This window comes from Nonomuraea ferruginea, assembly GCF_039540635.1.
Lineage (GTDB): Bacteria > Actinomycetota > Actinomycetes > Streptosporangiales > Streptosporangiaceae > Nonomuraea > Nonomuraea ferruginea.
In genome coordinates this window covers 611007-625075 of sequence record NZ_BAABFD010000002.1, presented here as the reverse complement: position 1 = coordinate 625075, position 14069 = coordinate 611007, and the positions used below count along the sequence as shown (strand labels likewise).

At 69.8% G+C, this 14069-nt stretch carries 9 protein-coding genes; 5 read left to right on the top strand and 4 right to left on the bottom strand.

What is annotated here, in order from left to right:
• Positions 1 to 28 precede the first annotated feature (28 nt).
• Positions 29 to 952: a glucosyl-3-phosphoglycerate synthase gene (locus ABD999_RS06180; RefSeq protein WP_271280003.1), complete on the top strand. Its 924-nt coding sequence runs from the start codon at positions 29 to 31 to the stop codon at positions 950 to 952.
• Between the two features lie 19 nt (positions 953 to 971).
• Here ABD999_RS06180 and ABD999_RS06175 read toward each other — a convergent pair whose 3' ends face one another.
• The 4 genes from ABD999_RS06175 to ABD999_RS06160 all read right to left on the bottom strand — a co-directional run bounded on the left by ABD999_RS06175 (position 972) and on the right by ABD999_RS06160 (position 8914).
• Positions 972 to 4220 carry a discoidin domain-containing protein gene (locus tag ABD999_RS06175; protein ID WP_345482609.1) on the bottom strand — a complete coding sequence of 1083 codons (3249 nt, stop codon included), beginning with the start codon at positions 4218 to 4220 and terminating at the stop codon, positions 972 to 974.
• On the bottom strand, positions 4217 to 5605 hold the full coding sequence (locus tag ABD999_RS06170) for a glycoside hydrolase family 43 protein (protein ID WP_271280350.1): 1389 nt from the start codon (positions 5603 to 5605) through the stop codon (positions 4217 to 4219). Before ABD999_RS06170 ends, ABD999_RS06175 begins: the two co-directional genes overlap by 4 nt.
• Before the next feature lie 277 nt (positions 5606 to 5882).
• On the bottom strand, positions 5883 to 7814 hold the full coding sequence (locus ABD999_RS06165) for an Ig domain-containing protein (protein ID WP_271280351.1): 1932 nt from the start codon (positions 7812 to 7814) through the stop codon (positions 5883 to 5885).
• Between the two features lie 74 nt (positions 7815 to 7888).
• The gene (locus ABD999_RS06160) at positions 7889 to 8914 is read right to left on the bottom strand and encodes a LacI family DNA-binding transcriptional regulator (protein WP_345482608.1); all 1026 of its coding nucleotides are present in this window, start codon (positions 8912 to 8914) and stop codon (positions 7889 to 7891) included.
• Positions 8915 to 9041: 127 nt separating this feature from the next.
• On the opposite strand from ABD999_RS06160, the gene ABD999_RS06155 reads away from it, so the two are divergent.
• From ABD999_RS06155 to ABD999_RS06140, 4 genes are read left to right on the top strand one after another with little or no spacing between them, the layout of a single operon-like run.
• On the top strand, positions 9042 to 10919 hold the full coding sequence (locus ABD999_RS06155) for a glycoside hydrolase family 127 protein (RefSeq protein ID WP_271280519.1): 1878 nt from the start codon (positions 9042 to 9044) through the stop codon (positions 10917 to 10919).
• Between the two features lie 11 nt (positions 10920 to 10930).
• Positions 10931 to 12292 (top strand): extracellular solute-binding protein, encoded by a 1362-nt coding sequence (locus tag ABD999_RS06150; protein WP_345482607.1) that lies wholly within the window; start codon positions 10931 to 10933, stop codon positions 12290 to 12292.
• On the top strand, positions 12292 to 13173 hold the full coding sequence (locus ABD999_RS06145; protein ID WP_271277130.1) for a carbohydrate ABC transporter permease: 882 nt from the start codon (positions 12292 to 12294) through the stop codon (positions 13171 to 13173). The genes ABD999_RS06150 and ABD999_RS06145 overlap by 1 nt, the downstream gene beginning before the upstream one ends.
• On the top strand, positions 13170 to 14006 hold the full coding sequence (locus ABD999_RS06140) for a carbohydrate ABC transporter permease (RefSeq protein ID WP_271277131.1): 837 nt from the start codon (positions 13170 to 13172) through the stop codon (positions 14004 to 14006). Before ABD999_RS06145 ends, ABD999_RS06140 begins: the two co-directional genes overlap by 4 nt.
• The last annotated feature ends 63 nt before the right edge of the window (positions 14007 to 14069 follow it).

The following is a 14069-nucleotide window of genomic DNA, read 5'->3' as shown; positions in this document are numbered from 1 at the left end:
AACTCAGGGGATGAACGGGGGTGGTCGCATGCTGCCTGAAGTTCGGACCTGGTTGCGGCGCCGCACCACACGCACGACCGACTGGCCGGTGCGCGAGCTGGCCGAGGCGAAGGGCCGCACGTCTGTCAGCGTGGTTCTACCCGCGCGTGACGAACGCGACACCGTGGGTCACATCGTCGGCGTCATCCTCGACGAGCTGGGCGGCCTCGTGGACGAGGTCGTGGTCATCGACTCCTGCTCCACCGACGACACCGCCGCCGTCGCCGCCCGCGCCGGCGCCGAGGTGCACGCCCAGGACGCCATCCTGCCCGAGCTGGGCCCGCTCGACGGCAAGGGCGAGGCGCTGTGGAAGTCCCTCGCCGTCACCAGCGGCGACATCGTGGCGTTCGTCGACGCCGACATCCGCGGCTTCCAGTCGTCCCTGGTGAGCGGACTGCTCGGCCCGCTGCTCACCGACCGCAGCGTCGCCTACGCCAAGGGCTGCTACGACCGGCCGCTCGACGGCGCACCCAACGGCGGCGGACGCGTCACCGAACTGGTCGCCCGCCCGCTCATCAACCTCCACTGGCCCCAGCTCGCCGGGTTCGTCCAGCCGCTCGCCGGCGAGTACGCCGGCCGCCGCTCCGCGCTGGAGCGGGTGCCGTTCCTCACCCGGTACGGGGTCGAGCTCGGGCTGCTCGTCGACCTGCTCGACCTGGCGGGGCTGGACGCGTTCGCCCAGGTCGACCTGGGCTCCCGCGAGCACGCGCCGCAGTCGACCGAGGCCCTGGGCAACATGGCGGCCCAGATCATGCTGGCCGCCTACTCGCGGCTGCTCCGCCAGGGCAAGCTCGGCCGCTGCCACGACCTGTCGTCCTGCCTCGACCAGTTCCGCCGCTGCGCGGGCGGCCACCGGGTGGTCAGCAGCGACGTCTCCATCGCCGAACGACCCCCGATGCTGACACTGCGGTGAGGCAGGACGACGCCGGGTCCTACGTTCCGAAGGCCTTCACCTCCAGCAGGCCCACGGAGGACGAGCCGTTGCCGGTGAGCAGCACCCGCAGGCGGGTGGTGTTCACCGAGGAGAAGGTGACGGTGTTGTACTGGTTCTTGGCCAGCCCGTAGGCGCTCGCGCCCGGGACGTCCGCGTACGCGCTGCCGTTCCAGTACTGCAGCTTCCACGACGCCGGCATGTCGATGCCCTGCTCGTCGTCGAAGAAGTACACGTCGGCACGGTTGAGCGCCTGCGCCGACGACCAGGTGAGCTCCGCCCAGTGCTGGCCCGTCTCGGGCCAGGTGCCCCAGCGGGTGCCCTGGTTGGGGCCGGGGATGTTGGAGCTGGCCGGCTCGCCGCCGTCGTTGACGGCGGCGCAGCTCTCCCACGCCGAGGTGTAGGAGCAGGACGCGGTGGCCGACAGCGCCCGGTTGGCCGGAGGCTGGACGCCGCCCCGGTTGACCACCTTGAACTCGGTCAGGCCCACCTTGGACCCGGAGGCGTTCGCGGCCAGCATCCGCACCCGCTGGGCCGTGACCGGGGTGAACGTGACCTTGTTGAGGTTCGCCCGCGGGCTGCCGGGCGACTTGACCTGGCTGCTCACGGTCACCCAGGAGCTGCCGTTCCAGTACTGGATGTCGTAGGACGCGGGCGCCCGGTAGGTGCCACTGGCCGGCCGGCTGTCACGGAAGTGGAGCCAGACCTCGTTGAAGGTCTGCGGCGACCCGAAGTCGACCTCGTACCAGTCCTGGCTGTTGGGCGAGCCGCCCGCGCCCCAGAACGGCTCGTTGGTCGGCAGGCCGTCGCGCGCCCCGGCCACGCTGGTGCCGGACCCGGTGTGGGAGGCGGTGGCCGAGCCCATGGCGGCCAGGTTGGTGAGGCCGGCCGTCAGGTCGACGCCCGCCTTGGCGAGCATGTCCACCATGCGGGCGCCGGTGTGCGAGACCTGCGCGGGCGCCTGCATGCCGGACGCGGCGCTGCTGTAGAGGACGTTCGCCGAGGTGGTGACCGCGCCGGTGGCCGGGTTGTAGGTCAGCGGCGCCAGCCGGTCGATCGTCGCCCGGCGGACCCCGTTGACGTAGATGGAGTAGCCCTGGGGGATCCCGGCGTAGCGCACCACGCCGTCGGCCGGATCGTCCCAGACGATGGTCAGGTCGCTGTTGCGGTAGCGCAGGTTGTTGACGGTGAAGTGGGACCAGCCGATGTCGATCGGGCTCAGCTCCACCTGCGCGTCCGAACGCGGGCGCAGGCCCGCGACGTCCTCGATCACGGTCCAGTTGCTGCTGCCCAGGATGTTGTGGTGGATCCAGGAGCGGTACTGGATGCTGCTGCCGTTCCAGTCGGCCCAGAACTCGTTGGCGTCGGGCCACTGGGTGTTGCCGCCGACGTACTGCGCCCAGGCGTTCCAGTAGAGCAGCTTCTTGTACCAGGTGGCGTCGATCCACTCGTTGGGGTAGTTGCGCAGCACCGAGGAGAGCAGCCGGAACTGCACGGTCGAGTTGATCGTGGAGAAGTTGTTGCTGCCCGTGCCCGAGGCCGCCTTGTCACGCTGGTTGGCGGTGTAGAACGGGAAGATCGGATACTCGGCCGGGTCGTCGAACAGGCGCAGCGCCTGCCGGTAGGTGGCGGTGTTGGGCACGGCGCCCACCGCGAACGGGTAGTAGTTGTTGATCTCCTTCCACGGCACCCACTCGTTGGAGGAGACGTGCCGGTGCTCGAACAGCTGCCGGTTCGGGTTCCACAGCACGTTGACCAGCGCGTTGCCGATGTCGGTGGCCAGGGTGTTCATCTCGTTGGCCTTGGCGGTGTTGCCCAGCAGCGCGTACGCCTGCGCCGCGGCCTTCGCCCCGCTGTACTGGTAGGCGCCCTCGGCCCGGTCCAGCCAGCCGGAACGCCAGTGGAAGGAGACGGCGTCGGCGTCGTTGCCGGTCAGCGCGCCCCAGTCGTACTCGATGACCTTGTCGTTGTCGTGGTCGTAGAAGGACAGCTGCCCCTTGACGTCCTGCTCGGCGTAGCGGGCCAGGTTGCCCACGATGCCCGGCTGGCCGCCGTGGATCTGGTAGCTCTTCCACGCCGCCTCGGCGACGTACTGGGTGTAGCTGTTGGACCAGTTCTCCGGGTCGCCGGGGTTGTCGACGAACCGGCCGCTCTTCGAGGTCTGCCCGATCGACAGCCACGGCCCGTACGACCACACCGGGTCGCGCAGGTACTTCAGGTCGTCGATGTGCATCGGCTGGGTGAGCACGATCGCGTTGTTGTAGCCCAGCACCCCCTCCATGGACGTGGGGAACTGGAAGGTCTGCCCGGGGATGTCGGCGTCGAGGTGGTTGTAGCGCATCAGCCACCAGCGGTAGTAGACGTTCTTCTTGATCGCCGGCTCGGGCACGTCGATGTAGGGCACGTTGTCGGCCCACCACCGGTTGTACTCCCGCACGTGGGTGGCGAACGCGGTGGCGGGGGAGTGGCCGCGGTAGGCGTTGTACTCGGTGAGCGACCCCGGCAGCTCGTTGGTGACGAACCCCATCTGCACCTTGACCGTCACCGTCTGCCCGGCGGCCACGGTGACCGACCGGTTCAGCCCGCCGGAGCTGACGGTGAACCCGTCCCCGGACAGCCGCGGGTGGATCGTGGTCAGGTTGTTGTAGGCGTTGACCTGCCCGGTCAGCTCGCTGCCGCTGCCGGAGGTGGCGTAGGGCGAGGTGGCGCGCAGGTTCAGCGTCGCCGACGAGCCGCCGTTGTTGGTGACGGCCACGTTGGTGACCGCGACGTTCTCGTTGGTGATGAACTTGGTGACGTTGGCGACCAGCGAGCCGCTGGTGTGCACGCTCTTCCAGTGGCTGGGCGCCTGCCAGCGCTGGCCGGGCTGCTCGGTCCAGCTGCCGGAGCCCAGCGCGATGCTGTAGGCGCTCTGGTTGCTGATGCTCTCCCAGTACGCGACCTGCCCGCCGAACCCGATGACCGACGGGGTGTGCGTCTTCATGAACAGGGCGCGGCCCCGCGTCATCAGCCAGGTGCCCGCCGGGTCGTTGCCGGGCCTGGCCAGCAGCCGGTCCATCCAGAAGTCGGTGCCGGAGCTCTCGGCGTCGTAGATGGCCCGCATCATGTCGCCCGCGGTGTACGCGGCCGGCACGGCGGGGATCGCCGGGCCGCCGAAGGTCGGATAGCCGATGGTCTGGTCGGCCTGCGCCGGTGCGCCGGCCACGAGCGTCGCCGCGACCAGCAGCAGGGCGGTGAGGATCCGTCTCATGACAGCGCCCTCCATTCCAGGACACCGGTCGAGTAGCCGCTCTTCGAGGTGATGTTCAGCCGCAGCCGGGTGGTGGTGACCGCGTTGAATGTGGTGACGTTGAAGGTGTGCGGGGCGACGCCGCACGCCGACTGGCCGGGCACGTTCACGTACGCGCTGCCGTTCCAGTACTGCACCTGGCAGGAGGCGGGCAGGTCGATGCCCAGGTCGTCGTCGAACCAGTACGTCTCCACCCTGCTGACGCTCTGGGCGGTCGGCCACTGGTACTCGACCCACTGGGTGCCCTGCTGCGGCCAGTTGCCGTAGGCGCCGTGGCTGTGGTCGGCCGAACCGGTGGGCGCGTACCCGTCCTTGACGGCGCCGAGCGTCTCCCACGGGGAGACGTAAGAGGTGGACGGCGTCGCCGACAGGGCCAGGTTCTGCGAGCCTCCCGGCCCGGTCGTCTGGACGACCTTCTGCATGGTGCCGTCGGCGTTCCAGTAGAGCTTGTCGAGGGTGACGGAGCGGCGGAAGTTCCCGCCGCCGGGCGCGCCGGCGTTGTGGTACACCATGTACCACTGGCCCTTGAACTCGATGATCGCCGGGTGGTTCGTCGTCGAGCTGACCTGGTCGAGCACGACCCCGCGGTGCGTCCACGGCCCGAGCGGGTTGCTCGCGGTGGCGTACCGGATGCACGCGTAGTTCGGCGCCGAGCACCCGGAGTCGTTGGCGGCGTAGGCGAGGTAGTAGGTCCCGTTGCGCTTGAACATCCAGGGCGCCTCCCAGAAGTTCGACACGCCCTGCGGGGTGACGACGGGGCCGTCCAGGGTGACCATGTCCGGCCTGAGCTTGGCCGCGCGCAGCCCGTAGTACGAGCCCCAGTACATGTAGACCTGGCCGTCGTCGTCGGTGAACACGGTCGGGTCGATGTTCAGCGGGGACGAGTTCGGGGTGCTGTCGCTGATCAGCGGCCCGCCCTTGGCATCGGTGAACGGGCCGAGAGGGCTGTCGCCGACGGCCACGCCGATGTTCATCCAGCCGGGTCCGTTGCCGTTGACGGAGACGTACCAGTAGTAGCGGCCGTCGGCGCCGCGCTCGACCTCGCTGGCCCAGGCGTCCGCGCCGGCCCAGGGGAAGCTGGAGACCGAGAGGCGGGCGCCGTGGCCGGTGAAGGACGTGCCGTCGGTGGAGCTGAAGACGTGCCAGTCGCGCATGACGAAGTTGGTGCCGCCGGCCTGGGCCTCGTCACGCCCGGTGTAGAGGTACAGGGTGTCGCCCGCGACGAGGGCGGCCGGGTCGGCGGTGTAGATCGAGGTGGTGATCGGGGCCGCCGCGGAGGCGGGCGCGGCGAGGGCGGGGAGCAGGGCGACCGCGAACAGCGCGGCCAGGGCTCTTAATCGGGACATGGACGGGTCCTCCTACCTGGGGGGTTCTTGAGACGATCGTGTTAGCGCTAACATCACGGTTCGCCTCGTGGAGGGCAGGTGCGTTCTTGGTTCACCCGAGTGTTCGCGGCACCGCAGAAACCGTCAAGGCCCAAGTTTCGAGAAGTCATGTTCGAGCAGGTCAGAGGCTAGTGAAAGGTTTTCGAAGCTGCCTTCTTTCCAGGGCTGGCCCCTCTGCCGGAGGAAGCAATCAAGGGGGCTCAACAGCGGCTGGTGGACCGAAAACCTTTCACCGCGTTCAGGAGAAGGCCTTCACTTCCAGCAGCCCGACCGACGCCGGGCCGCTCTGCAGCGCGACCCTGAGCCTGGTCGTGCTGACAGGGTCGAACGTGACCCGGTTGTAGGCGTTAGGCGCCACCGGGTAGGTGCCGGGGATGTCGGCGTACCCGCTGCCCGTCCAGCGCTGGAGCTTCCAGGAGGTCGGCAGCCGCACGCCCCCGCCGTCGTCGAAGAAGTAGACCTCGGCGGAGCGGATCGTCTGGCTGCCTGGCCAGGTCAGCTCGGCCCACTGGGCGCCGGTCTGCGGCCAGGTGCCCCAGCGCGGGTTGGCGGTGTCGTTCGAGCGCGGCGGGTCGATCCCGTCGTTGATCGCCGCCACGCTCTCCCAGGGCGAGGTGTACGAGGCCGTCGGCGTGGCGGTGCCGGCCAGGTTCGCCGCGCCGCCACCGCCCACGGTGATCGTGAACGTCCTGGTCACCGGTGTGCTGAGCCGGTCGTAGTCGCGGAGCCTGACGGTGAACGTGGACGTGCCGGCCGTGGTGGGGGTGCCGGTGATGGCGCCGGTGAACCGGTCCAGGCTGAGTCCGGCCGGCAGCGTGCCGCCGTCGATCTGCCAGTCGTAGAACGGCACGCCGCCCTTGGCGGTCAGCCGCTGCTGGTAGGCCGCGCCAGGGGTGGCCTGGGGGAGCGAGGTGGTGACGATGGACGGCGGCAGGAACGGGGTGAGCTCGCGGTTGAGCCGCCAGCCCGCGTTCTCGGCCACCAGCAGCGCGAGCTTCGTCAGCATCCACCGGCGGGTGGGGAACAGATGGGTCCAGCCGCCGCTCTGGCCGCTGAGCCGGTCCCAGTACCGCTGCTCGCCGGGGATGTGGTAGCTCGAATCGAGGGGCACGGGGTAGCCCTGGTAGGCGGAGACGTCCGGGTCGTTCCCGCCGCCCTGGACGTAGGCGCGCATGCCCGCCCAGTCGCTGTGGAAGGCGACGGCGTGACCGTACTCGTGCATGACCAGGCCGTGCACGTCGAGTACGTCGCCCTGGATCTCCGTCCGGTACCAGTCCTCGTCGGCGAGCGAGGTGAACAGCCGCTTCCCGGCCTCGTCGTACTCGAAGATCATCGACGTGGAGCGGTGGAGCGGGCCGGGGAGCCGCTGCCCGTTCCTGGCGCTGTAGCGGCCGTTGGCCGCGGGGTAGCCGGTCGAGTACGGGGTCTGGATGCCTCTGAAGAACACGTACATGCCGTTGTAGGCGGTCTGGTTGGTGACCGTGATCGTGTTCTGCCAGTCGTCGCCCGGCAGGTGGTTGGTCTCCGCGCCGGCGGCCACGGTGTCGAACGGCGCCATGTCGAAGAACCGGAACCAGTCCTTGACCGCTTCCTCCGACGCCGTCCTGAACGCGGTGTCCGAGAAGTAACCGGTGATCGTGTCGTACCGGTAGTCGAACGTGACCGGCAGCGTCGGCTCCAGCGGCGTCTTCTCGTCCTGCTGCACCCGGATCGGCATCGACTGCTGGGACGTCGCGCCGCCCGCCTCCCTGACGGACAGCCGCAGCGTGTGGGTCTCGTCCTGGCCGGGGCCGCGCCTGGAGTGGATCGCGAGCTTGAACGTCTTCCGCTCGGCCGCGCCGGCGAAGGTGAGCGTCTTGGTGGCGCCGGTCGCGGTGAGCCGGCTCGGCAGGTCCATCATCAGCCGCGAGGTGCCCTCGGCCTTCAGGTCCACGGTGACGGGGTAGCGGGCGTCGGCCGGGGGCTTGACGGTGAGCTCGACGTACGGGTTGGCCAGGTAGCCCTGCCAGTCGACCAGCTGGACGCCGTGGCCGTTGACGGTCCTGCCGAACAGGTCGATGACTTCGGCGGGGGAGGCGGCATGCGCGGGTGTCGTCACACCGCCGGTGAGTAAGGAGCTGAGCAACAGCGCCGCCACGGCCGAACGCGTGCGGCGGGATCCACGGTCCATACTGGACTCCTCGTGAGTTGGGAATAGGTTTTCCCAACCGGGACCGTAAGATGTCCCACAGCGCCCGTCAACCGTCAGCCCGTCCGCCGGGTCGACTCGCGGATCACCAGGCTCGCCGGGACGACCGTCACCCCGCCCGCCGCCGGGCGCCCGTCGATCGCGTCCATGATGTGCCGGGCGGCCAACCGGCCGATCTCGCCCAGGTTCATGTCGACCGTGGTCAGCGGCGGGCGGCAGCCCAGCGCCATCGGCTCCCAGTTGTCGAACCCCACGAGCGCCACGTCGTCGGGCACCCGCCGGCCCCGCTCGCGCAGCGTCTCGGCCACGCCTCTGGCGATCTGGTCACTGCCGCAGAAGACGGCGTCGACGTCGGGCGCGGCGTGCAGCAGCACGTCGGCGGCCTGCCTGCCCCACTCCTCGCTCCACTGCCCGAACAGCACCTCCCCGGCCGGCCGCAGCCCGGCCTCGGCCAGCGCGGCGGTGAGCCCCTGGGCGCGCCGCCGCGCCGCCTGGAACCGACGCGGCCCGGTGATGTGGCCGACGTGGGTGCGGCCGGTGGCCAGCAGGTGGCGCGCGGCCAGCGCGGCGCCGCCCTCGTCGTCGGGGACGAGCGACACGTCGCCCTCGTCGGTGGACTGCGTCATCGCGTAGACGACGGGGACGGGCAGCCGCCCGATGCCGGGCCTCGGCTCGGTGCGCCGGCCGGTGACGATGATCGCCTCGACCCGCCTGGCCAGCAGCCGCTCGACGTAGTGGCGCTCCCTGATGGGGTCGTCGCGGGTGTCGCACATGAACACCGAGATCTGGCCCGCGTCCAGCGCGTCCTCGGCGCCGAGCATCACCGGGATGCTGAAGCGCCCGAAGCTGTCGCCGGTGACCAGGCCGACCGTGTAGGTGCGCCCGGCCAGCAGGCCCTGGGCCAGCGGGTTGGGGCGGAAGCTGAGCCGCCGGGCGGCGGTGAGGACCCGGTCGCGGGTCTCGGCGCGCATGCGGCCGCGGCCGTTGAGCGCCTTGGACGCGGTGCCGATCGACACTTGCGCGGCCGCGGCGACGTCTCTGATCGTGACGGTCTTCGCCGTCCGCTCGGATGGGCTGGCCAACCGACTCCCCCTTCGCGGTCACACCTTAGCGTGGCCGTCCACCTCTTGACCCGTGGTGTATCACACCTTACCCTCCGGGTTGAGAAAACCTATTCCCACCGTTTTCTCTCTCCCGGTGAGGAGCTCGATGGATCAGATCCCCGGTCCCGCCGTCCCTTCCGCCCGCGCCGTCCTGCGGCCGATCGGCCTCCGCGACGCCCGCGTCACCGGCGGGCCGCTCGCCCGGTGGCAGCGGGTGAACCGTGAGACGAGCATCCCGCTCGGCCTGGAGCGGATGGAACGATCGGGCGCGCTGCCCAACCTCCGCCGCGCGGCGGGGGAGCGCGACGGCCAGTTCCAGGGATACCGGTTCCAGGACTCCGACCTCTACAAGCAACTGGAGGCCGTCGCCTGGGAGCACGCCCGCGCTCCCGATCCCCGGTACACGGCGTTCATCGAGCGGGCCGCGGCCGTGCTGGCCGCCGCGCAGCGGCCCGACGGCTACCTCAACTCCCACTACCAGGTCGTCAAGCCCGAGAAGATCTACGCCGAGCTGGAGTACAGCCACGAGATGTACTGCGCCGGACACCTGCTCCAGGCGGCGGTGGCGGCCAGCCGCGCGGGCGCCGGGGACACGCTGCTCCCGGTCGCCCGCCGCCTGGCCGACCACCTCGTCCAGGTGTTCCTCACCGGTGGGAACGACGGCATCGACGGCCACGCCGAGGTCGAGACCGCGCTGATCGAGCTGCACCGGCTGACCGGCGATCCCGCCTACCTCGACCTGGCGGCCAAGCTGGTCGACAACCGCGGCAAGGGGCTGATCCGCGACAGCGGCATGGGCCCGCTCTACGCCCAGGACCATCTGCCGGTACGGGAGGCGGACACGCCGGTCGGGCACGCCGTACGCCAGCTCTACCTGGAGGCCGGCGTCGTCGACCTCTACCTGGAGACGGGCGACGAGTCGCTGCTGGAGTGCTCGGTGCGCCGGTGGGAGGACATGGTCGCCACCAAGACCTACGTCACCGGCGGCAACGGGTCGCGGCACGACGGCGAGGCGTTCGGCGAGCGCTACGAACTGCCGCCCGACCGCGCCTACAGCGAGAGCTGTGCGGCCGTCGCGAGCATCCACTGGAACTGGCGGCTGCTGCTGGCCACCGGCCACGGCCGCTACGCCGACCTGCTCGAACGGGTGCTGTTCAACGCCTTCGCGGCGAGCACCTCGGCCGACGGCCGGCGGTTCTGCTACGTCAACCCCCTGCAGCGCAGGAACGACCTGGTCGAGGACGCCTACCTCGGGCGGCGCAGGGAGTGGTTCGCGTGCGCCTGCTGCCCGCCGAACATCATGCGGCTGGTGGCCTCGCTCGGCGGCTACCTCGCCACGTGGAGCGAGGCCGGGCTGCAACTCCACCAGTACGCCGAGGGCGTCGTGAGCGGAGGCGGCGGACGGGTGCGGGTGGACACCGACTACCCGTGGGACGGCCTGGTCCGCGTGACGGTCGAGGAGGCGCCGGCGGGGGAGTGGGAGCTGGCGCTCCGGATCCCGTCCTGGAGCGAGACCACGTACGTCGACAACCACCTCGCCCAGCCCCACGAAGACGGATATTTCAGGATTCGTCGCTCGGGCTGGCGGGCCGGCGACACCGTTGAGCTGAACCTCGACCTGACCCCCAGGCTCCTGCGCCCGCACCACCGCGTCGACGCCGTCAGGGGCAGCGCCGTGCTGCAGCGCGGCCCTCTCGTCTACTGCTTCGAGCAGGCCGACCAGCCCGGCCGCGTCGAGGTGGACGACCTGGCCATCGCCCGTGACGCCGTGCCCCGCCCGGTCCCCAGGGACGACCTGCCGGGCGTCGGCCGCACCGTCCTGCTCGACGTCGACGCGGTCGTGGTGCACGAGCCGCGCGACGGTCTCCCGTACACCAGCAAGTCCCTCGCGACCAGCACCCGCGTGACCGCGACGGCAGTCCCCTACTTCCAGTGGGACAACCGCGACGGTGGCGCGATGCGGGTCTGGATCCCCCTCGCGTAAGGAACACGCCGATGAGAAGACGCGACCTGTTGAAGCTCGGCGGCCTCGCCGCTCTCGGGACCACGGCCGCGGCCTGCGGCGGTGACCAGGAGCGGGCCGGCAGAACACAGTTGCAGTTCATGTTCTGGGGCTCGACGTTCGAGAAGAAGGCCGTCGAGAACATGCTCAAGCAGTACGAGCAGAAGAACCCGGGCGTCACGGTCAAACCGCTCTACACCCCCGACGAGTACGACGTGAAGCTCAACACCCTGGTGGCGGGCGACCGCCTGCCGGACGCCGGCTACGTCCCGATGGCGATGTCGTTCCGGCTCGGCGAGCAGGGCAAGCTGGTCAACCTGTTCCCGTACCTGAAGAAGTATCCGCAGCTGGCCGGCTACCTCCCCGACGCCTACCTGTGGAGCGGCCGGGACGACCTGCACGGTCTCGCCACCGCGAACGAGTCCATGCTGCTGTGGTTCAGCAGGTCCGCCGTGGCCGCGGCCGGCGTCACCCCGCCGGCCGCCGCCGCCTCGGCCTGGACGTGGGACCAGCTCGTCGAGAACGCCTACAAGCTCACCGTCGACCAGAACGGCAGGCACCCGGACGAGTCCGGCTTCGACCCCGGGCAGGTCAGGCAGTTCGGCATCTCCAGCAGCATCACCTACGGCGCGGCCTGGTACGGCTACCTGCGCTCCAACGGCGGCGACATCGCCGACGAGACCGGCAGGACCTGCCGGCTGGACACACCCGAGGCGATCGAGGTGTTCCAGAACCTGCAGGACCTCATCTACGAGCACCGCGTCGCGCCCGGCCCCGGCCAGCTCGCCGCCACCGGCGACGACGTGCCCGGCACCAACATCCTGCTCAAGACCAAGCGGGTGGCGATGGTCGTGGACGGCCACTGGAGCCTGCTCGACATGAACGAGAGCGCGGTCGACTACGGCATCGGCGTGCTGCCGAAGTACGCCGAGCCGTACACCGCCACCCAGGTCGCCGGGGCGTCGGCGGTGTTCGCCGGCACCGCGCACGAGCAGGAGGCGGTCGAGCTGTTCGCCTTCCACAACGACCCCCGCTACGTCGACCTGTACGCGCGAGGCCTGTGGATGCCGCAGGAGAAGAAGTACTACGAGGACCAGGCGGCGATCGACGCCTGGACCAAGAACGACCAGCACCCGCCGGAGTTCCGCACCGCCGTCGTCGACTACACCCGGGAGCACGGCGTGCCCGACTTCCGCAACCGGCTCAGGAACCTGTCGGCCATCGCCGGCGACGTGCTCACCCCCGCCCTGCAGGAGATCGAGACCGGCAAGCGTCCGGCCGGCGAGATCCTCAAGGCCGCCACCCCCAAGATCACCGGCATGCTGCAGGGCTGGCACCACACCCAGGAGGTGTGATGCGCCGCCTTGAGACGCGCTGGGGCATCCTCATGGCGCTGCCCGCCATCCTCGGATTCCTGATCTTCACGATCGGCCCGATGGCGGCCTCGGCGTTCTTCAGCCTCACCGACTGGCGGATCGGCGCCGCCCCGGTGTACGTCGGGCTCGGCAACTACGCGGCCATGGCCGGCGACGAGCTGTTCTGGAAGTCGCTGACCACCACCACGTACTACACGCTCGGCTCGGTCCCGCTGGTGCTCATCGTCAGCTTCGCCGTGGCCATGCTGCTGAACCAGCGCGTCCGCGGCCTGTCGGTGTGGCGGACGATCTTCTACCTCCCGACGCTGGTGCCCGCGATCGCCAACGTCGTGCTCTGGATCTGGATCTTCAACCCGGACTTCGGGCTGCTCAACTCCCTGCTGCGGCAGGGCGGGCTGCCCACCTCCCAGTGGATCTACGCCGAGTCCACCGCAGTGCCGTCGCTGATCATCATGAGCACCTGGGCCTTCGGCAACACCATGGTGATCTTCCTGGCCGGGTTGCAGGGCGTGCCGCGGCACCTGTACGAGGCCGTCTCGATCGACGGCGGCGGGCCGTTGCGGCGCTTCTGGCACGTGACGCTGCCGATGATGACGCCGACCATCTTCTACAACCTGGTGGTCGGCGTGGTCGGCACCTTCCAGGTGTTCAACCAGGCGTACGTGATGACCGAGGGCGGACCCAACCACGCCACCCTCTTCTACGTCTACTACCTGTTCCGCAAGGCGTTCAACGAGAGCGAGATGGGCTACGCCAGCGCGCTCGCCTGGACCCTTTTCATGATCATCATGGTGGTGACGTTCCTCCTGTTCAGGAACGCGCGCCGCTGGGTCTACTACGAGATGGCAGGCGCCCGGTGACTCGCGGGCCGCGCCGGCTCCTGCTCTACCTGGCACTGCTGGCCGGCGCCGTACCGACGCTGCTCCCGTTCGTGTGGCTGGTGCGCAGCGCGCTCATGCGGGACGCCCAGATGTTCGTCGCCCCGCCGGAGTGGATCCCCTCGCCGTTCCAGTGGTCGAACTTCAGCGAGGCGCTCACCACCCAGCCTTTCGGCCGCTACTTCGTCAACACGCTGGTCATCGCCGTCGTCAGCGTGGTCGGCACGGTGCTGACCTGCTCGGTGGCCGCCTTCAGCTTCTCCCGGCTGCGCTGGCGTGGCCGCGACGTGGTCTTCGCGCTGCTGCTGACCGGCGTCATGCTGCCGTACGCGGTCACGCTCATCCCGACGTTCGTGATGTGGCAGCGGCTCGGCGCGCTGGACACGATCGCGCCGCTCACCGTCCCGAGCTGGTTCGCCGGGGCGGGCGGGGGCGTGTTCAACGTCTTCCTGCTGCGGCAGTTCTTCCTGACGATCCCCTTCGAGCTGGACGAGGCCGCCTACATCGACGGCGCCTCGCCCTGGCGGGTGTTCTGGACCGTCGTCATGCCGCTGTCCAGGCCCGCCATCATCGTGGTCACCATCTTCGCGTTCATCGGCACCTGGAACGACTTCCTCGGGCCGCTGCTCTACCTGCAGAGCGAGGAGAACTACACGCTGTCCCTGGGCCTGGCGTCGTTCCAGAGCATCTACCTGACGCAGTGGGGCTACCTCATGGCCGCCTCGGCGGCGGTGATCGCGCCGATCATCGCGCTGTTCTTCCTCCTGCAGCGGTACTTCATCGAGGGGGTCACGCTGACCGGGATCAAGAACTGAAGACGGTCGCGCGCCGCGGCCCGTCACGCCGGCCTGCGACTACTGGCCGGTAGCATACTGGCG